Annotated in this window: 17 protein-coding genes; 8 read left to right on the top strand and 9 right to left on the bottom strand. The window is 71.8% G+C overall.

The features are described from left to right. Positions 1 to 28: 28 nt before the first annotated feature. The 6 genes from AB0C30_RS33365 to pdhA all read right to left on the bottom strand — a co-directional run bounded on the left by AB0C30_RS33365 (position 29) and on the right by pdhA (position 7,056). Positions 29 to 1,060, bottom strand: a complete 1,032-nt coding sequence (locus AB0C30_RS33365) for a LacI family DNA-binding transcriptional regulator (RefSeq protein WP_357952093.1) — start codon at positions 1,058 to 1,060, stop codon at positions 29 to 31. Positions 1,061 to 1,192: 132 nt separating this feature from the next. Continuing rightward, positions 1,193 to 2,011, bottom strand: a complete 819-nt coding sequence (locus tag AB0C30_RS33360) for an SDR family oxidoreductase (protein ID WP_357952092.1) — start codon at positions 2,009 to 2,011, stop codon at positions 1,193 to 1,195. Positions 2,012 to 2,200: 189 nt separating this feature from the next. Then, positions 2,201 to 3,256, bottom strand: a complete 1,056-nt coding sequence (hisC, locus tag AB0C30_RS33355) for a histidinol-phosphate transaminase (protein WP_357952091.1) — start codon at positions 3,254 to 3,256, stop codon at positions 2,201 to 2,203. Between the two features lie 50 nt (positions 3,257 to 3,306). Next, positions 3,307 to 4,935, bottom strand: coding sequence for a dihydrolipoamide acetyltransferase family protein (locus tag AB0C30_RS33350; RefSeq protein ID WP_357952090.1), 1,629 nt, complete (start codon positions 4,933 to 4,935; stop codon positions 3,307 to 3,309). Beyond that, a complete protein-coding gene (locus AB0C30_RS33345; protein ID WP_357952089.1) occupies positions 4,932 to 5,948 on the bottom strand; it encodes an alpha-ketoacid dehydrogenase subunit beta in 1,017 nt (338 codons plus the stop codon). The genes AB0C30_RS33350 and AB0C30_RS33345 overlap by 4 nt, the downstream gene beginning before the upstream one ends. Position 5,949: 1 nt before the next feature. Continuing rightward, a complete protein-coding gene (gene pdhA, locus AB0C30_RS33340; protein WP_357952088.1) occupies positions 5,950 to 7,056 on the bottom strand; it encodes a pyruvate dehydrogenase (acetyl-transferring) E1 component subunit alpha in 1,107 nt (368 codons plus the stop codon). Between the two features lie 120 nt (positions 7,057 to 7,176). Here pdhA and AB0C30_RS33335 point away from each other — a divergent pair, with 120 nt between their 5' ends. Continuing rightward, positions 7,177 to 7,686 carry an Lrp/AsnC family transcriptional regulator gene (locus AB0C30_RS33335; RefSeq protein ID WP_357952087.1) on the top strand — a complete coding sequence of 170 codons (510 nt, stop codon included), beginning with the start codon at positions 7,177 to 7,179 and terminating at the stop codon, positions 7,684 to 7,686. On the opposite strand, the gene AB0C30_RS33330 is transcribed toward AB0C30_RS33335, so the two are convergent. Next, entirely contained in the window at positions 7,683 to 8,159 is a 477-nt protein-coding gene (locus AB0C30_RS33330; protein ID WP_357952086.1) for a hypothetical protein, read from the bottom strand. The genes AB0C30_RS33335 and AB0C30_RS33330 overlap by 4 nt on opposite strands. A gap of 132 nt (positions 8,160 to 8,291) precedes the next feature. On the opposite strand from AB0C30_RS33330, the gene AB0C30_RS33325 reads away from it, so the two are divergent. From AB0C30_RS33325 to AB0C30_RS33315, 3 genes are read left to right on the top strand one after another with little or no spacing between them, the layout of a single operon-like run. Continuing rightward, entirely contained in the window at positions 8,292 to 9,854 is a 1,563-nt protein-coding gene (locus tag AB0C30_RS33325) for a GMC family oxidoreductase N-terminal domain-containing protein (protein WP_357952085.1), read from the top strand. Positions 9,855 to 9,890: 36 nt separating this feature from the next. Continuing rightward, the gene (locus AB0C30_RS33320) at positions 9,891 to 11,309 is read left to right on the top strand and encodes an aldehyde dehydrogenase family protein (RefSeq protein WP_357952084.1); all 1,419 of its coding nucleotides are present in this window, start codon (positions 9,891 to 9,893) and stop codon (positions 11,307 to 11,309) included. Positions 11,310 to 11,362: 53 nt separating this feature from the next. Further along, positions 11,363 to 12,529 carry a M20 family metallopeptidase gene (locus tag AB0C30_RS33315; protein WP_357952083.1) on the top strand — a complete coding sequence of 389 codons (1,167 nt, stop codon included), beginning with the start codon at positions 11,363 to 11,365 and terminating at the stop codon, positions 12,527 to 12,529. Between the two features lie 79 nt (positions 12,530 to 12,608). Here AB0C30_RS33315 and AB0C30_RS33310 read toward each other — a convergent pair whose 3' ends face one another. Beyond that, positions 12,609 to 13,442: an enoyl-CoA hydratase-related protein gene (locus AB0C30_RS33310; protein ID WP_357952082.1), complete on the bottom strand. Its 834-nt coding sequence runs from the start codon at positions 13,440 to 13,442 to the stop codon at positions 12,609 to 12,611. 1 nt (position 13,443) lies between these two features. Next, positions 13,444 to 15,498: a phenylacetic acid degradation bifunctional protein PaaZ gene (gene paaZ / locus AB0C30_RS33305; RefSeq protein WP_357952081.1), complete on the bottom strand. Its 2,055-nt coding sequence runs from the start codon at positions 15,496 to 15,498 to the stop codon at positions 13,444 to 13,446. Between the two features lie 170 nt (positions 15,499 to 15,668). On the opposite strand from paaZ, the gene paaA reads away from it, so the two are divergent. The 4 genes from paaA (at position 15,669) to paaD (ending at position 18,523) form a co-directional block, all read left to right on the top strand. After that, complete coding sequence (gene paaA, locus AB0C30_RS33300; protein WP_357952080.1) at positions 15,669 to 16,667, top strand: 1,2-phenylacetyl-CoA epoxidase subunit PaaA; 999 nt, start codon at positions 15,669 to 15,671, stop codon at positions 16,665 to 16,667. Next, entirely contained in the window at positions 16,664 to 16,957 is a 294-nt protein-coding gene (paaB, locus tag AB0C30_RS33295) for a 1,2-phenylacetyl-CoA epoxidase subunit PaaB (protein WP_357952079.1), read from the top strand. Before paaA ends, paaB begins: the two co-directional genes overlap by 4 nt. Before the next feature lie 106 nt (positions 16,958 to 17,063). Further along, positions 17,064 to 17,972, top strand: a complete 909-nt coding sequence (gene paaC / locus AB0C30_RS33290; protein WP_357952078.1) for a 1,2-phenylacetyl-CoA epoxidase subunit PaaC — start codon at positions 17,064 to 17,066, stop codon at positions 17,970 to 17,972. Positions 17,973 to 18,010: 38 nt separating this feature from the next. Next, positions 18,011 to 18,523, top strand: a complete 513-nt coding sequence (gene paaD, locus AB0C30_RS33285) for a 1,2-phenylacetyl-CoA epoxidase subunit PaaD (protein WP_357952077.1) — start codon at positions 18,011 to 18,013, stop codon at positions 18,521 to 18,523.

Here is an 18,523-nt window from a genome sequence, read left to right as displayed (position 1 = left end):
GCTGTGAAGGGGTCAGGGTGTCAGCCGGTCACCTCGATTCCGGGGGCGCGGTCGAGCCGCGCGGGATGAGTTCGGCCGGTGGTTCCTCCAGCACCGCCGGGCCCGTGGCCCCCTCGATCCGCTCCACCAGCAGCTGAAGGCCGCGGACCGCGGCGCCCTCGAAGTCGCTGTGGATGGTGGTCAGGGGCGGGACCAGGTAGGCGGCGTGCGGCGAGTCGTCGAAGCCGACGAGGCTGACGTCCTCCGGCACGCGCAGCCCGGCCTCGCTGAACGCCCGCATGACGCCTATCGCCATGTCGTCGTTGGCGACGAACACGGCGGTCACATCGCCGGCCGCGACCAGCTCGACGCCGGCGGTGTAGCCCGACGCGGGATACCAGTCGCCCTCCAGGACCGGCGGCTCGGGCACGCCGGCCGCGGCCAGCGCTTCGCGCCAGCCGGCCAGCCGGTCACGCGCGGCCCACCAGCGCTGCGGCCCCGCGACATGCCAGACGGTGGCATGGCCCAGGGACAGCAGGTGCTCGGTGGCCGCGCGTCCGGCGGCGACGCCGCCACCGCTGATGAACACGCCGTTGTCGGCGTACGGCGGGCTCAGCTGGTTGAAGCTCAGGACCGGCACGTCCGGGTCCAGGGCCAGGTCCTGTCCCTCGTCTATGGGCTCCGACAGCACGATGCCGTCCACGCCCTGGCTGATCAGCGAGTCGATGGCGGCGCTGATGCCGCCCGGCTCGCCTTCGAGGGTGCACACGATGCTGAGTGAGTAACCGGTCCTGCGGGCCGCTCGCTCCAGCGCGACCAGCGTCGCGGCGGGGCCGTACAGGGTGCTGCCGAGCGAGACGACCCCGATGCGGTGGAATCTGCCCTTGATGAGCGCCCGCGCGGCCGTGTTGGGGCGGTAGCCGAGCTCTCGCGCGGCCTGCAGCACGCGCTCGCGCAGGTGCTCGCGGACGTTGGGTTCGCCGTTGATCACCCGGGAGACGGTCTTCTGCGACACTCCGGCCAGCCGCGCGACGTCCATGCTGCCGGCCGGGCGGCGGGGGCCGCGACCTGTATCGCGCATGGGTCACGCTCCGGGAGCCGTTGACTACGTAGTCAGGAGTCTCCGGTAACTCCACTCCCACGTCAACGGCTTGTTACCGGAACGTTGCCACTTCAGCGCTCAGCATGTGGCGCTGCCTTCAAGGGCACGCGATCACGACGAGACGTCGAGGTCCTGGGCGCGGTGCAACCCCATGGCCCGGTTCACGCTCCCGGTCAACCTCGTGACCGTGGTGCGGGGCAACGCGCGGGAGAGCCAGGTCGCCGGCCTGTTGATCGCCCGCCCGGGGTAGGAGTTGACGGCGCCCCTGGCGAAGGCGTCGAGGGTCTTGACCGCGACATCCTCCGGCGCGTCGGTGAACGCCGGGTTCATGGTGGCGGAGGTGGCGTCGAAGAATGCCGTGGCGGTGGCTCCGGGGTGGGCCGCCGTGACCCGCACCCCGGAGCCGCGCAGCTCCTCGGCCAGCGCCTCGGTGAACGACAGCACGAACGCTTTCGTCGCCGCGTAACTGGCCTGGTACGGCATCGGCTGGAAGGCGGCCGTGGAGGCCACGTTGATGATGCCGCCGCGCCCCCTCTCCGCCATGCGGTTGCCGAGCACGTGGGTCAGGCTCATCAGGGCGATGGCGTTCAGTTCGACGGAGTCGACGTTGCGCCGCAGCGAGGAGCTCAGAAACGGGCCGATGGCGCCCGCGCCCGCGTTGTTGACCAGAAGATCGATGGTGCGGCCCTGTCGGTCGAGTTCCGCGGTCAGACGTGCCACCCCGTCGGGATCGGCGAGATCGGCCACTTCGGCCGTTACGTCGACCCCGTGCTCCTGCTGGATCTCGTCGGCGACCCGGCGCAGCGCGTCGCCGGAGCGGGCCACGAGTACGAGATCGGCCCCTCGTCGGGCGAGTTCACGGGCGTACGCCACGCCGAGACCCTTCGAGGCGCCGGTGACGAGCGCGGTGATGCCTGCGTACCTGTACATGGGCGTATCGCTTCCTCGTGCTCGGTGTCGCCATTTACTTCGAACCTCAAAGCAAGGAACAAAGTAACAGCTTCGAGCCTCGAAGCAAACTACGAGCCTCAGGGCGCGACGGATCAGCCGCTCGAGCCGGTGGTGCCGGCCGACCGGCTGTTCTGCGACGCGCCCAACCTTGTCAATCAGCTGGATGGGCTAGGTGAAGGCCGGTCTCCAGGTCTCGGCCAGGGTGAGGAAGGCCGAGTTCTCCTGCGGCAGTCCCATGGTGACGCGGACGCCTTCTCCGGAGAAGGCGCGGACGATGACCCCGTTGGCGAGGCAGTGGTCGGCGAAGGCCGTGCTGTCCTGGCCGAGCGGCAGCCACACGAAGTTCGCCTGGGAGGCGGGCAGGTCATAGCCGAGGGCCCGGAGCTCACGAGTGACGCGCTCGCGCTGCTCGACCGTGCGGGCGACCCGCCTGGCGACCTCCTCGTGCTCCTGGAGCGCGGCGACCGCCGCCTCTTGGGCGAGCGCGCTGACGCTGAACGGCGTCTGCGTCTTGCGTACTTGCGCGATGATCTCGGGCGCCCCGACGCAATAACCGATCCGCAGCCCCGCCAGCGCGTACGCCTTGGAGAAGGTTCTGAGGACGACGACGTTCGGCCGGTCGCCGAAGAGCGCGAGCGCGTCCGGTACGACGGACGGATCGGCATATTCGTGGTAGGCCTCGTCGACGACGATCAGCACGTGCTCGGGCACCCGGTCGATGAAGGCGCGCAGGGCGCTCTCGCCGACGGGCGTCGAGGTCGGGTTGTTGGGGTTGCAGACGAAGACCAGCCGGGTCCGGTCGGTGATGGCCGCCGCCATGGCCTGAAGGTCCTGGACGTGGTCGCGCAGCGGCACCGGTACGGCCGTTCCGCCCGCCACCGCGGTCAGGATGGGGTACGCCTCGAACGACCGCCAGCCGAAGACGACCTCACTGCCCGGCGCCGACACCGTGTGCAGCAGTTGCCCGCAGACTTCGGAGGAGCCCGCTCCCACGGCGACGCGGTCGGTGGTCACGCCGTGGTGGTCGGCGAGCGCCTGGAGCAGGCGGCCGGCGCCCATGTCCGGGTAACGGGACAGGCCGCCGGTCAGCCGGGCGAGCCGGGCGGCGACGCTGGGCAGCAGACCGTACGGACATTCGTTGCTGGCCAGGACGACGGCTCCGGGGACCTTGCGTCCCGGCACGTAGGACTGGAGTCCGATCAGGGACGGGCGTACATGGACCACGTGGGTCTCACTTCCTTTCGGGGCCGGTCGCTACACGTCTGTGCCGGTCGCTACACGTGGGCGAGCAGGATCGCGGGGTTCTCCACGCAGTCGGCCACGTAGCGCAGGAAGCCGCCGGCGGCGCCGCCGTCGCAGACGCGGTGGTCGAAGGTCAGTGACAGCTGGGTGACCTTGCGGGGTACGACCGCGTCGCCGGTCACCCAGGGGCGGTCGATGATGCGGCCGACGCCGAGGAGCGCGGCCTCGGGATGGTTGATGATCGGGGTGGATCCGTCCACGCCGAAGACCCCGTAGTTGTTGAGCGTGAACGTACCCCCGGTCAGCGCCGTGGGAGGCAGTCCGCCCGAGCGGGCCAGGCCGGTGAGGCGGGTCAGCTCCGCGGCGAGTTCCGCGGTCGTCATCAGGTGCGCGTCCCGGACCACCGGCACGACGAGACCGCGATCGGTCTGCGCGGCGAAGCCGAGGTTGATGTGACCGTGCCGGACGATCTCGGCGCGGGCGGTGTCGACCGAGGAGTTCAGCTCGGGGAAGCGTCGCAGGCCGGCCACGCAGATGCGGGCCAGGAGCGCGAGCAGGCCGATGCCGAGCTCCGGGCGGTCCTGGCGCAGCGCGTCCTTCACCGCGAGCAGGCCGGTAGCGTCGACGTCCACCCAGGTGGTGGCGTCGGGGATCTCGCTGCGGCTGCGGGCCAGCTTGTCGGCCACCACCCGCCGCAGCCCGCGCAGGGGGATGCGCTCCGCCGTCAACGCCGTCCCGGCCGAGCCGAGCACAGACGCGGGCGGCACCGCTCCTGTCGCGCCGCCCGGAGAGGCGGGCGTCGTTCCGGTCGCAGGGAGCGCAGACGCGGACGCCGTTCCCGTCGCAGGCAGCGCAGACGCGGACGCCGTTCCCGTCGCGGAGAGCGGGGGCGCGGGCGATGCCGCGGAGTCCCCGGGTGCCTTGCCGAGGTCGGCGATGGCCTGCTCAACGTCGCGACGAAGGATCACGCCGCGAGGCCCGGTGGGGGTGATGGCGGCGAGATCCAGTCCGTGCTCGCGGGCGATCCGGCGGACGAGCGGCGAGACCACGCGCGGCGCCTGTCCCGGTGCGTGCTGCGGCGCGCGCTCCGGCGCAAGCTCGAGTTCGGCCACAAGCTCCGGCTCGCCCGCACGCTCGGGTTGAGCCGCACGCTCCGGTCGAGTCGCAAGCTCGGGTCCGGCGGCAAGCTCGGGTCCGGCGGCAAGAGGAGCGGCGGACGCTTCCAGTGCCGTTTCGGGGGTCTTGCGGTCGGCGCGCCGGGAGCCGCCCCGGCGCCGCCGCGTGCCGGACGTGCGGCCGGTGCCGTACCCGATCAGGACGTTGCCGGAGCCGGCCTGCTCCTCCTCGCGGTAGCGGGCCGCCGCGGGATCCGTGTCCTGGTCGACGGTGGCCGTGTCCTTGTCGGCGGCCGCGGGGCCGACCTCGATGAGTGGTTCGCCGACCGTCAGGACGGTGCCCGCCTGCGCGTGGAGCCGCAGGACGGTCCCGGCGAAGGGGACCGGCACCTCCACGGCCGCCTTGGCGGTCTCGACCTCCACCACGATCTCGTCGATCTCGACCCTGTCGCCGACGGCGACCTTCCATACGACGATCTCGGCTTCCGTCAGGCCCTCGCCGAGGTCGGGCAGCCGGAACACCTGCCGCGCGGCAGTGGTCGTCATGACGCCTCCCGAGCCAGGTGCAGGAGATCGGGCTCGTCGCCGAACTGGAGCCGGTCGACCGTGTCGAGGATCCGGTCGACGTCGGGCAGATGCGCGTGCTCGAGGATGGGCGGCGGGTACGGGATGTCGAATCCCGAGACACGCAGCACGGGGGCGGCCAGGGAGTGGAAGCAGCGCTCCTGTACGCGGGCCGCGATCTCCGCGCCCACCCCGGCGAACCCCTGGGCCTCCTGGACCACCACGCAGCGGCCGGTCTTGCGTACCGAGGCCACGACGGTCGCGTCGTCGAACGGGACGATCGTCCGCAGGTCCACCACCTCCAGGGAGATGCCGTCCTGGGCAGCGGCTTCGGCGGCCTGGAGGGCCACGGGGACGCTCGGCCCGTAGGCGACCAGCGTCGCGTCGCGTCCCTCGCGCCGTACCACCGCCTGCCCGAACCCCCCGGCCCGCCGGTCGGCGGGCGTGATGTCGCCTTTGGACCAGTACAGGCGCTTGGGCTCCATGAAGATCACCGGGTCGGGGTCGGCGATGGCGTCGCGCAGCAGCCAGTACGCGTCGTCCGGGGTCGCGGGGGTCACGACCTTCAGCCCCGGAGTGTGCGCGTAGTAGGCCTCGCTGGAGTCGCAGTGGTGCTCGACACCGCCGATGCCGCCCGCGTACGGAATCCGGATCACCATCGGCAACGACAGCCGCCCGCGCGTGCGGTTGCGGAGTTTGGCCACGTGTGAGGCGATCTGCTCGAAGGCCGGGTAGGCGAAGGCGTCGAACTGCATCTCGACCGCCGGGCGGAACCCACCCATGGCCATGCCCACGGCCAGGCCCACGATCCCCGCTTCGGCCAGCGGGGTGTCGAAGCACCGATCCTCGCCGAACTCCTTGGTCAGCCCGTCGGTGACGCGGAAGACGCCGCCCAGCGGGCCCACGTCCTCGCCGAAGACGAGAACCCGCTCGTCTTCGCGCAGCGCGTCCCGCAGCGCGGTGTTCAGCGCCTGCGCCATCGTCATCGTGGTCATGTCAGTCCTCCGGGGCGGTCAGCTCGGACGCCAGCAGCGCCCGCTGCTCGCGCAGCTGGGGTGTGGGCTCAGCGAAGACGTGGTCGAACAGCTCGAACGGGTTCGTCTCCGGGTCGGCGTTCATCTCGTCGCGCAGGCGGGCGGCGTACTCCTCGGCGGCCGCGTGCGCGGCGGCGACGGCCTCGGCGTCCAGGAGGCCCCGGCCGCGCAGATAGGTCTCCAGGCGGGCGAGGGGGTCGGCCGACTCCCACCGCTCGACCTCTTCCGTCTGCCGGTACCGGGTGGCGTCGTCGGCGTTGGTGTGGGCGTCCATGCGGTAGGTGTGCGCCTCGACCAGGAAGGGGCCGCCGCCGGTCCGCGCCCGCCGCACGGCCTCGGTCAGGACGGACAGCACCGCGACGAGGTCGTTGCCGTCCACCTGCTCGGACGGGATGCCATAGCCGATCCCCTTGTACGCGAGCGCGGGGGCCGCGGTCTGCCTGGCCAGGGGTACCGAGATCGCGTACTTGTTGTTCTGTACGAAGAACACGACGGGGGCGTGGAGGACCGCGGCGTAGTTGAGCGCCTCGTGGAAGTCGCCCTCGCTGGTGCCGCCGTCACCGATGAAGGCCATGACGACGCCGTCCTCGCCCTTGCGGCGCAGGGCCTCGGCCATGCCGACCGCGTGGATGGTCTGGGTGGCCAGCGGCGTGCACTGCGGCGCGACCCGCGTGGCGGCGGGGTCGTACCCGCAATGCCAGCCGCCCCGCAGCAGGGTGAGCACCTCGACGGGATCCATGCCGCGGGAGACCAGGGCCACGCAGTCCCGGTAGGTGGGGAACAGCCAGTCGTCCTCGCGCAGCGCGAGCACGCCGGCGATCTGGCAGGCCTCCTGCCCGCGGCTGGACGGGTAGACGGCGAGCCTGCCCTGCTTGGTCAGCGCGGTGGCCTGACGGTCGAAGCGGCGGCCCAGGACCATCCGGCGGTACGCCTCCAGCAACTGCTCATCGGCGGGCGCCGGGTAACCGGCGGGCGCTCGCACGGCCGTACCGTCCTCGGCGATGAAGCGCACCGGCTCGGGTGAGGGGAGAAGGCCGTCGACCGCTTGACGGCGCGTCCGCACGGACATGGCGACGCTCTCTTTCTCTGGACGTTTGACAAGGAAAGCGTCGACCTCCAGAACCATCTGTTCAAGACATCAGGCATGATGAGCGACAAATGGGTTCAATGGGGACGCGGGGAGGGCCAAATGTCAGCCGACGAGGGCGTTGAGGGGGGCTGGCCGGGACATTCGGCCAGCAAATTGGACGGGGTGGACCGCGCGATCATCGCCGAGCTGCTACGCGACGGCCGGATGTCGATGCGGACGCTCGCCGAGCGCGTCCACATCTCCCGCGCCAACGCCTACGCCCGCCTCACGCGGCTGATGGACGACGGAGTGATCACCGGCTTCACGGCCGAACTCGCCCCGCACAAGGCCGGTCTGGGCACCAGCGCGTACGTCTCGGTCACCATCGAGCAGAACTCCTGGCGTACGGTGTCGGCCAGGCTCCGGAGCATCCCGTACGTCGAGCACTTCGCGATGGTCGGCGGCGACTACGACGTCCTGGTCCTGGTCAGGACGCCGGACAACGCGGCGCTCAGGCAGGTGGTGCTGGAACGCATCCAGGACGTCCCCGGCGTCCGGGCCACCCGCACCTGGCTGGTGTTCGACGAGGCCCGTGGGCGGGGCACGGACTGGGGGGCACGGGAGAGCTAACGTGTTTCCCGGGACGCCTTGTACTCCTCCAGGAGCGCGTCGAGGCTGCGCACCATGAAGGTGTAGTACTCGTGCATCTCCCGCAGGCGCGCCCCCTGCCGCTCGGGCAGGTCGGCGGCGCGGCGCCGCGCGCTCTCGGCCAGGGTCAGCAACTCGGTCGTCTGCTCCAGCTGGTGCTGCAGGCAGCCGCTCCAGGCGTCGTCGCGCCATTCGTAGACGTACTGCCGGGAACCCGGCTGCTTGAAGCGCCGCACGGTTCCGCTGACCATCAGCAGGCGCGTCGTCTCCGACACCGAGCCCTTGCTCGCGTCCAGGGCCTCCTGCAGCTCCGTCATCGTCATGGGCGCCTCCCTGAGCATGAGGACGCCCGCGGCCCGTCCGGCCATCGGCGGCCAGCCCATCGCCCGGCCGATGTGCAGTCCGAAGTCGTCGATCAGGGGATTCACCGCATCGTCGCCGACGGGGCTGGACACCACCGGACTCCCATCGCTCAGAAAAAAATGAACTTTCACTATTGACTGAACTTTCCGCTGGAGGGCAGTCTACCGGCTAACAGCGGTTCGGGCATCTCTGGAGCCGCGCTGCCTGAATGCAGGAGGTTCGCCGTGACAGGCACGGGCTGGGACATCATCGTCGTGGGAGCCGGTTCCGCCGGCGCGGCACTCGCCGTCCGCTCCGCCGAGCGGGGCAAGCGCGTCCTGCTGCTGGAGGCCGGGCCCGACTACCGGTCGGCGCAGATGCACGAGGCGTGGCGGTCGCCGAACCCCGTCCGGGCGCTGCTGGATCCCAGCGCCACCGAGGGCCTGGTCTGGATGGGCGTCAATTCCTCCCGGACCGACAAGCAGGCGCAGGCGCCGTACTGGCGCGGGCGTGGGGTGGGCGGCAGCTCGTCGATCAACGGGCAGATCGCGATCCGCCCGCCGGTGGAGGACTTCGACGACTGGGCCGCGGCGGGGTGCGCCGGGTGGTCATGGCAAGACGTGCTGCCCTACTTCGCGAAGCTGGAGGACGACGCGGAGTTCGGGGACGAGCCGTACCACGGGCGCGGCGGGCCGACACCGATCTTCCGGATGCCTCGGGAGCAGTGGGGAGCGGTGGACTCCGCCCTGTCGGCCGCCGCGCTGGCCGCCGGACACCCGTGGGCGCCGGACGTGAACGCGCCCGGAGCGAGCGGGGTCTCGCCTTACCCGATCAACTCCCGCGCCGGGCGCAGGGTCACGGTCAACGACGGCTACCTCGAACCGGGCCGGTCCCTGCCCGGCCTCACCGTACGCGGCGGAGCCCTGGTGGACCAGGTCGTGTTCGACGGCGACCGCGCCACCGGCGTCCGGGTGATCGTGGACGGGACGGCGACGACCGAGTACGCGGACGAGATCGTGCTCAGCGCGGGCGTCATCCACTCCCCCGCGATCCTGCTGCGGTCGGGGGTCGGCCCGGCCGCCGACCTGCGCCGGCTGGGGATCACGGTACGCCGGGACCTGCCGGTCGGCCTCGGCATGCAGGACCATCCGATGATCGTCGTCGAGCTGCCGCTGACCTCGGAGGCCGCCATCAAGACGGCCGACGACCGCCACACCAATGTCTGCGTCCGCTACACCAGCGGCCCCAGGGGTCTGCCGCACGACATGATGTTCGTCTCGCTGAACCAGAACGTCCTGTCGATGGAGGCCGCCGACACCCGGTTCCCGGCGGGCGGCTTCGGCGTGTGGCTGAACCAGAACCATTCGCGCGGCGTACTGTCGCTGACCTCCGCCGACCCCGAAGCCCAGCCCGAGGTGCGGGAGCGGATGCTGTCGGACGCCCGCGATCTGGAGCGGCTGCGCCAGGGGGTCCGCGCCCTGGTCGAGATGGCGCGCGGGCCCGAGGTCGCCCCGATCCTCGACGGCTCGGTCGAGGCCCGCAACAGCCGCCTGTTCGCGGTGCTGGACAACGAGGCCGAACTCGACGACCACCTCCTGGCCACCGCGGTGGACGCCCAGCACGGCACCAGCACCTGCCGGATGGGCGCACCCGGTGACGCCGCCACGGTGGTCGATCCGTCGTGCCGCGTGCTGGGGGTCGACGGGCTGCGCGTGGTCGACGCCTCGATCTTCCCCTCGGTCCCACGGGCCAACACCAACCTGGCAGCGATCATGGTCGGCGAGCTCATGGCCGACCGCCTCGGCTGAGTCCGCCCCCACTTACTTCGCAAGGAGCACCATTTCGTGAAGACCCTGCAGAACCTGATCGGCGGCATGTGGGAGGACTCCCGTGGTGACGCGTTCCACGACGTGATCGATCCGGCGACCGAAGAGGTCGTCGGCCGCTCCCCCGGCGGCTCGCCGGAGGACGTCCGCCTGGCCGTCGACGCGGCCGTCCAGGCGCAGCCGGCCTGGGCGGCCCTGCCGGTCGCCGAGCGCGTGGAGCGCCTGTCCCGGTGGGCGGACACGATCGCCGAGCACGCCGGGGAGCTGGCGGAGCTCGAATGCCGGGAGATGGGCAAGCCCGTCGCGCTCGGCCGTACCTTCATCGGGGGCGCGGCGCAAGGATTCAAGGCGGCGGTGGCCGAGGCCCTGGACTATCCGTTCGAGGAGACCGTCGCCGGTCCTGGCGGGAGCGCCACCACGATCCTGCGTAAGCCGCTCGGCGCCACGGCGGTCATCGTGCCGTGGAACTTCCCGGTGCCCATGGCGCTGGGGGCGCTCGGCCCGCTGCTGGCGGCGGGCAACACCGTCGTGCTCAAGCCGTCCGAACGCTCCCCCATGTCGGCGGTACGGCTGCTGGAACTGATGGACCTGCCGGCCGGCGTGGTGAACCTGGTTCTCGGCGACTCCCGGGCCGGCGCGCCGCTGGTCGCGGACGAACGGATCGGGCTCGTCCACTTCACCGGCTCGGTCGAGGCCGGACGCCGGGTCGGCGCGGAGAGCGGGGCCCTGCTGCACCGGGCGATCCTCGAACTCGGCGGCAAGGACCCCGTGGTAGTGGACGCGGGCGTCGACCCGGCCGCGACCGCCGCGGCGGTCGCGTTCGGCGCGTTCGCCAACTCCGGCCAGATCTGTACGTCCATGGAACGCGTCTACGTGCACCAGGACATCGCCGAGGCGTTCGTCGACGCCCTCGTCGAGGTCGCCAACGGTTACGCCCTGGGAGACGGGCGCGACGAGAGCACGGTGCTGGGCCCGCTGGTCGACCGGCGTCAGCGCGACATCGTGGACCGGCACGTCACCGACGCGGTCGACCGCGGCGCCACCGTCCGCACGGGCGGGACCGTGCCCGAGGGCAAGGGCTTCTTCTACCCCGCCACCGTGCTCACCGGCGTGGACGACTCCATGCTGGTCATGACCGAGGAGACCTTCGGCCCGCTCGCCCCGGTCGAGGTCGTCTCCTCCTTCGAGGAGGGGCTGGAGAAGGCGGCCGGCACCCGTTTCGGCCTCGCCGCCACCGTGTACACCAACGACCCGGCGCACATGGCCGCGGCTCGCGACATCCCGGCCGGGGTCGTGTGGGTCAACCAGTGGCAGGGGGGCGGGCCCGAGCGGCTGTACGAGCCGGCGGGTGACAGCGGCATGGGGGCGACCGGGTCCCGGGCCGCCTATGACGCGGCCACCCGCCCTGTCTCGATCCACACCGCCCCGTCCGCGTGACGGACCCAAGGGGAGTGGACTCAGCGGGAATGGGCGCCGGGGACGTGGCTGGGGTGAAAGGTGGGGCGGCGGGCGGCGCCAAGCGGCATGCCGCCAACGCCGTCGGCGCCTGGAGCAGCCGCCTGGTCGAGCTGTCCCATCGCATCCACTCCCACCCCGAGCCGGCCTTCGAGGAGACGCGGGCCAGCGCGTGGGTGGCGGACGCGCTGAGCGCCGCCGGTTTCGACGTCCGGCACGGCTGCTACGACCTGCCCACCGCCGTACGGGCGAGCGTGGGAACGGGTCCGCTGCACATCGGGATCTGCGCCGAATACGATGCCCTGCCCGAGATCGGGCACGCCTGCGGGCACAACATCATCGCCGCCGCGGCAGTGGGCGCCGCAGTCGGACTGGCCGGACTGGCCGACGATCTCGGACTGACGGTGACCGTCCTCGGCACTCCGGCCGAAGAAGGCGGCGGCGGCAAGATCCTCATGCTGGAGCGCGGCGCGTTCGCGGGGCTCGACGCGGCGATGATGGTCCATCCCGCCGCGGTCGAGATGGCGGCGATGCCCGGCTCGGCCGTCGCCCAGTTCGAGGCCTCCTACCGGGGGAAGCCCGCCCATGCGGGCGCGTACCCGGAGCTGGGCGTCAACGCCGCCGACGCGATGACCGTCGCGCAGGTGGCGATCGGGCTGCTGCGCCAGCAGACGGGCGCCGGTGACCGCGTCCACGGCATCGTCACCCAGGCCGGCACCGCGCCGAACGTGATCCCCGACGCCAGCCACGGGCGGTGGATCGTCCGAGCCTCCACGCTGGAGGCCCTGGCCGAGCTCAAGCCACGCGTGCGGCGGTGCTTCGAGGCGGGAGCGGTGGCCACCGGGTGCGAGCTGACGGTCACTCCCCTGGGCCCCGACTACGCCGACCTGCGGCCCGACGCGGGGATGCTCCGGCTGTACCGGGCCAACGCCGAGGCGCTGGGGCGCGTCTTCCCGGACCTGCCCGGCGGTGCTCCGGCCGGCGCGGCCACGGACATGGGTAACGTCTCCCATGTCGTTCCCAGCATCCATCCCATGCTGGGGCTGGACTGCCTGCCCGCGGTCAACCATCAGCCCGAGTTCACCGCGGCCTGCGCCACTCCGGCCGCCGACAGAGCGGTCCTGGACGGCGCCACCGCGATGGCGTGGACCGCCATCGACCTCGCCCACGCCGCATCCGCTCAGCGGGCCTCCCACGGCTGAGCCCAGGTCCGGCAGCCCGCGTTCGCCCCGGTCACCTCACTGGTGACCGGGGCGAACGCCGTACCGGAGAGGCGCGAGCTCAGCGCCCCTCGAAGGCGGGCTTGCGCTTGGCGAGGAACGCCTCGACCGCTCCGGTGTGGTCGGCGGTCAGGCCCAGCTGGGCCTGGGCGTGCGCCTCGGCCGTGAGCACCGTCCCGAGGTCCCGGCCCCAGGACTGTGCGATCAGCAGCTTGGACGCGGCGTAGGCGGCGGTCGGCCCAGCCGCGAGCCGGGCCGCGAGCTCACGGCCCGCCGTACCGACGTCCGCGCGTGGGACCACGCGACCGGAGATCCCCCACGCGACGGCCTGCTGAGCGGTGAAGGACTCGCCGAGCAGGACGAGTTCCTTGGCCCGGGCCTCGCCGACCGCCCGGGTGAGCGTCGTGGACAGCCCGGAGTCGCACGTCAGCCCGATCCCGGTGAACGCCGTCGCGAAGACGGCCTCCTCGGCGAGGACGCGCAGGTCGCAGGCCAGCGCGAGGGCCAGCCCCGCGCCGACGCACGTACCGTTGACGGCCGCGACGACCGGCTTGCCCATCGTGGCCACGAGCCGGATGATCGGCGCGTAGTCCTCCTCGACGGTGTCGAACGCGTGCTCCGCGTCGGCGCGCAGGGCGGCCGCGTGCTCGGCGAGGTCCTGACCGACGCAGAAGGCGCTGCCCGCGCCGGTCAGCAGTACGGCACGGACGGCGTCGTCGGACGCGGCCTCCTCGAGCGCCCGGCGCAACGCCGTCTTCGTCCCGGCGTCCAGCGCGTTGCGGCGATCCGGGCGGTTCAGGGTGAGAACGGCCACGGCCCCGTCACGCTCGAAGATGACCGTGGTCGCGTCACGTTCGAGGACGACCGGGGTCGCGTCCTGGCTGGGTGCGGACATGTCAGGCCTCCGGCGCGGACGTCGCCGGCCAGGTCTTCGCCACGAGGGTCAGCACGTCGTACGTGGCGACCGCCTGGCCGTCCTGGTTGGACACGACGGCGTCCCAGCGGACCTCGCCGTAGTCCGCGCCGCCGCGCGGAGTGATCTGCTTGACGGTCAGCGCCACGTCGATCGCGTCGCCGGGCTTGACCGGGGTGAGGAAGCGGAGTCCGTCGACGCCGAAGTTCGCCAGGACCGGTCCGGGTGCCGGGTCGACGAAGAGACCGGCGGCCAGGGACACGACGAGGTAGCCGTGGGCGACGATGCCGCCGAACAGCGGGTTCCGCGCGGCGGCCGCGGCGTCGGTGTGCGCGTAGAAGGTGTCCCCGGTGAACTCGGCGAAGTGCTCGACGTCCGCGAGCGTCACCGTCCGCGGCGCGGAGGCGATCGTGTCGCCCACGCGCAGCTCCGCCAGGGACTTCCGGAAGGGATGGACACCGGAGTCGACGCGCGCGGCGCCCGTCGTCCACCGTCCGGTGATCGCGGTGAGCTGGTCCGGGGATGCCTGTACGGCGGTGCGCTGCATGTGGTGCAGAACCCCTCGGATGCCGCCGAGTTCCTCACCGCTCCCGGCCCGGCCGGGGCCGCCGTGGACCAGGACGGGCAGCGGCGAGCCGTGCCCGGTGGACTCCCCGGCGTCGTCCCTGTCCAGGACGAGGACGCGACCGTGCCAGGGCGCCAGCCCGAGCACGACGGACCGCGCGACCTGCGGGTCGTGGGTGACGACGGAGGCGACAAGACTCCCCTTGCCCCGTGCGGCCAGGGCGACGGCCGCCTCGACGCCGTCGTAGGTGAGCACGGTGCTCACCGGGCCGAACGGCTCCACGTCGTGCGGCTCGCCGGCGCCGGGGCGCGCGCGCAGCACGAGCGGGGTCATGAAGGCGCCGCGCTCGGGGTCGCCGTCGAGCAGGGCCGCGCCTTCGGGGTCGCCGAAGACCACCTCGGCACCCGCCGTGAGCGCTTCGACGGCCTTGCGCACCTCGTCGCGCTGGGCGAGCCCGGCGAGCGGGCCCATCCGTACGTCCGGGTTGCGCGGGTCGCCGACGGTCACCTTCGCCAGGCGGGCGGTGAGCGCGTCGACCACCTGGTCGGCCATCGCCTCGGGTACGAGCACCCGGCGGATGGCCGTGCACTTCTGACCCGCCTTGACCGTCATCTCGGTGACGACGCCCTTGACGAACAGGTCGAACTCCGGATCATCCGGCAGCACGTCCGGCCCGAGGATCGAGCAGTTGAGCGAGTCGGCCTCGACGCCGAGCAGGACGCCGCCGTCGAGCACGTTCGGGTGGCGGCGCAGGACGCCCGCCGTGTGCGCCGAGCCGGTGAAGGCGACGGAGTCCTGGATCGTCAGCTCGTCGAGCAGGCCACCCGCGCCGCCGGCGACGAGCTGGAGCGTCCCCTCGGGCAGGATCCCCGACTCGATGATCAGCCGGACGGCGAGTTCGGTGAGGTACGCGGTCTGGCTCCCGGGCTTGACGATCGACGGCAGCCCGGCGAGGAAGGCCGGAGCCAGCTTCTCCAGCATGCCCCAGACCGGGAAGTTGAAGGCGTTGATCTGCACCGCGACACCCGGCCGCGAGGTGTAGACGTGCTGGCCGACGAAGGTGCCACCCTTGCCCAGGCGTTCGAGGCCGCCATCGAGGAACACCGTGTCGTTCGGCAGCTCGCGGACTCCCTTGCTCGCGTAGCTGAACAGGGTGCCGATGCCGCCGTCCACGTCGACCATCGTGTCCCGTGAGGTGGCTCCGGTCCGTACGGACAGTGCGTAGAGCTCCTCCTTCCGCGCGATCAGGTGCTTGGCCAGCGCCTTGAGCAGGGCCGCCCGCTCGTGGAAGGTCAGGGATCGCAGCGCGGGTCCGCCGGTGTCCCGGGCGTGCCGGACCATCGCGGCGACGTCCAGCCCCCGGCTTGAGATTCGCGCGACCTCCTCACCCGTGGCGGCGTCGAGCAGAGGTTGCCCGTCGTCCGCCGCCCGGAACCACCGTCCGGCGGCGTAGCTCTCCAGCAGCGCGCTCACGCTGTCTCCTCTCTGCGGTTCTGCGGTTCCGCGGTTGGCGGGGGGCATCGGTCCTCTAGAACATTCCCCGTCACCGCGACCTGTTGCGCGGGACCCCCGACCCATGCGATGGTATTACTGACCGAGCGATAAGTAAATACGACCGATGTCACCGATGTCTCGGAGGAACGATGACCACGACTCCGGCGGAGCCGGAACTGGAGGAGCGGCTGCAGGCCGGGTTCGACGCGACCATCGCGCGCAACGACCGGATCGAGCCCCGCGACTGGATGCCGGACGACTACCGCAGGACGCTCGTACGCCAGATCGCCCAGCACGCGCACTCCGAGATCATCGGCATGCAGCCCGAGGGCGCCTGGATCGGCCGCGCCCCATCCCTGCGCCGCAAGGCGATCCTCCTGGCCAAGGTGCAGGACGAGGCCGGGCACGGCCTCTACCTGTACTCGGCGTGCGAGACCCTTGGCGTCTCCCGCCTCGAGCTGACCGAGCTGCTGCTGGCCGGCCGGCAGAAGTACTCCTCGATCTTCAACTACCCGACGCTGTCCTACGCCGACGTCGGCACGATCGGCTGGCTCGTCGACGGAGCCGCGATCTGCAACCAGGTGCCGCTCTGCCGCACGTCTTATGGACCGTACGGGCGCGCCATGATCCGCATCTGCAAGGAGGAGTCCTTCCACCAGCGGCAGGGCTACGAGCTGCTCATGACGATGATGCGCGGCACCGACGCCCAGCGTGCCATGGTCCAGGAGTCGGTCGATCGGTTCTGGTGGCCGTCGCTGATGATGTTCGGGCCGCCGGACGGCGAGTCCCCCAACAGCGCGCGGTCGATGGCGTGGGGCGTCAAGCGCAACTCCAACGACGAGCTGCGCCAACGCTTCGTCGACATGACGGTCCCGCAGGCCGACGCCCTCGGGGTGACGCTGCCCGACCCCGACCTGCGCTGGAACGAGGAGCGCGGGCACCACGACTTCGGCGACCCGGACTGGGCGGAGCTCGCCGCGGTCATCCGCGGCGACGGGCCGTGCAACGCCGAACGTCTGCGGCACCGCCGGACGGCCCACGAGGACGGTGCCTGGGTACGCGAGGCGGCGTCGGCATTCGCGAACCGATCCGCCGAAGCGAACGGCTCGACATCGGTAGGCCCGTCCGACGAGGGCGGTGCGCGATGAGCCCCGACCGGCGGGAATGGCCGCTTTACGAGGTGTTCGTCCGTAGCAAGCGCGGGCTCAACCACGTCCACGTCGGGTCGCTGCACGCCCCGGACGACGCGATGGCCCTGCGGCACGCGCGCGACGTCTACACGCGGCGCAACGAGGGCGTGAGCATCTGGGTCGTACGGGCCGACGCCATCACGGCCTCCAGCCCGGACGAGAAGGATCCCTTGTTCGCGCCGAACGGCGACAAGGTCTACCGGCACCCGACGTTCTACGAGATCCCCGAGAACGTGCCGCACATGTGACCCGGCCGACCACTCTTCCGCCCATCCAGACCATTCAGCCCAGTCCGAGCCACCCGATCCATCCAGTCCACTTCAATCCACCGACACGTCCGGAAGGCGGACCACCATGAGCGACGACCACGGCAGCGTCTTCGACGGCCTGATCGGCGGGGATTCCGCGCAGTGGGCGTTCGGCACCGATTTCGAGGACCCGCTGGCCGGCGTCGACACGACGGTGCCCGAAGGCGTCGACCACGCCGAACTCGCCGCGTACTGCCTCATGCTCGGCGACGACGCGCTGATCATGTCGCAGCGCCTGTCCGAGTGGTGCAGCCGGGCGCCGGACCTCGAAGAGGACATCGCCCTGGCGAACATCGCCCTGGACCTCCTCGGGCAGGCGCGCCTGCTCCTGGCGCGGGCGGCCGCCGCCGACCCCGGCGTCGTGCCCGCCCTCCCGGAGGGCTCGCCGGTGCCCGCGGAGGACGCGCTGGCGTTCTTCCGTGACGCCGGGCAGTTCGGCAACGTGCGCCTGGCCGAGGTGGCGAACGGCGATTTCGCGCACGTCGTCGTACGTCTGCTGCTGTTCTCGGTGGCGCGGCTCGCGCTGCTGGAACGGCTGCGCGCGAGCACCGACACGGTGCTGGCCCACGTGGCGGCCAAGGGCGTCAAGGAGCTCACCTACCACCGGGACTGGGCGGCTCGCTGGTTCCTCACGCTGGCGCAGGGCACCGAGGAGTCGCGCCGCAGACTCGTCACCGCCTTCGGCGACCTGTGGCCGTACCAGCCGGAACTGGTCGCCACGCATCCCGTCGAGCGCTCGCTCGCGCGGGCCGGGGTCGGTGTCGACCCCGCGACCGTCCGCGCTGAGGTGGACGGCATCCTCGACCAGGTGCTCGCCATGAGCGGCGTCGTCCGCCCGGACCGTCCGCCCCTGGCGGGCGACGGCGGGCGGCACGGCACGCACACCGAGGCTTTCAGCGGCTTGCTCGCCGAGATGCAGGTGGTCGCACGCGCACACCCGAGCGGGCGCTGGTGACCGCCCAAGAGCGAGCCGCCGGGTTTGAGGGGGTGCCCGTGAGTGGCCGAGAGCGGGCCGTCGAGGTCGCCGGGCAGGTGCGTGATCCCGAGATGCCGATGCTGACCCTCGCCGATCTCGGTGTGCTGCGCGGTGTCGACGTCGAGCGGACAGCGGACGGCGACGAGGTCGTGGTCGCCTCGATCACCCCTACCTACACCGGCTGCCCGGCCATGGGCACCATGCGCGACGACCTGGTCCATCGGTTGACCGACGCGGGATTCCCCCATGTCGAGGTGCGTGTCGTGCTCGACCCTCCCTGGTCGAGCGACTGGATCTCCGAGCGGGGACGGGCCGCCCTGCGGGAGGCCGGGCTGTCGGCCCCCGGCCCCGCCCGTCGGCAGAGTGGGCCGGTGGCGCTCACGCTCGGGCCGCGGCGGCTCGCCCCGGCCTGTCCGCGCTGCGCTTCGACGGCCACCCGCCTGGTCTCCGAATTCGGCGCCACCGCCTGCAAGGCCCTCTACAGCTGTACCGACTGCCTTGAGCCGTTCGAGCATGTCAAGGAGATATGA

The organism is Nonomuraea sp. NPDC048901 (assembly GCF_040649695.1).
Classification (GTDB): domain Bacteria; phylum Actinomycetota; class Actinomycetes; order Streptosporangiales; family Streptosporangiaceae; genus Nonomuraea.
Note: the sequence above shows the minus strand (reverse complement) of the source record. Positions and strands in the feature narration are given on the sequence as shown.

Bases quoted from the DNA above. Each gene is read 5' to 3' on its own strand.
- AB0C30_RS33365 (WP_357952093.1), bottom strand. From the start codon at position 1,060: ATGCGCGATACAGGTCGCGGCCCCCGCCGCCCGGCCGGCAGCATGGAC.
- paaA (WP_357952080.1), top strand. From the start codon at position 15,669: ATGACCACGACTCCGGCGGAGCCGGAACTGGAGGAGCGGCTGCAGGCC.
- AB0C30_RS33345 (WP_357952089.1), bottom strand. From the start codon at position 5,948: ATGACCACGATGACGATGGCGCAGGCGCTGAACACCGCGCTGCGGGAC.
- AB0C30_RS33360 (WP_357952092.1), bottom strand. From the start codon at position 2,011: ATGTACAGGTACGCAGGCATCACCGCGCTCGTCACCGGCGCCTCGAAG.
- AB0C30_RS33310 (WP_357952082.1), bottom strand. From the start codon at position 13,442: ATGTCCGCACCCAGCCAGGACGCGACCCCGGTCGTCCTCGAACGTGAC.
- paaB (WP_357952079.1), top strand. From the start codon at position 16,664: ATGAGCCCCGACCGGCGGGAATGGCCGCTTTACGAGGTGTTCGTCCGT.
- AB0C30_RS33350 (WP_357952090.1), bottom strand. From the start codon at position 4,935: ATGACGACCACTGCCGCGCGGCAGGTGTTCCGGCTGCCCGACCTCGGC.
- paaC (WP_357952078.1), top strand. From the start codon at position 17,064: ATGAGCGACGACCACGGCAGCGTCTTCGACGGCCTGATCGGCGGGGAT.
- pdhA (WP_357952088.1), bottom strand. From the start codon at position 7,056: ATGTCCGTGCGGACGCGCCGTCAAGCGGTCGACGGCCTTCTCCCCTCA.
- AB0C30_RS33335 (WP_357952087.1), top strand. From the start codon at position 7,177: ATGTCAGCCGACGAGGGCGTTGAGGGGGGCTGGCCGGGACATTCGGCC.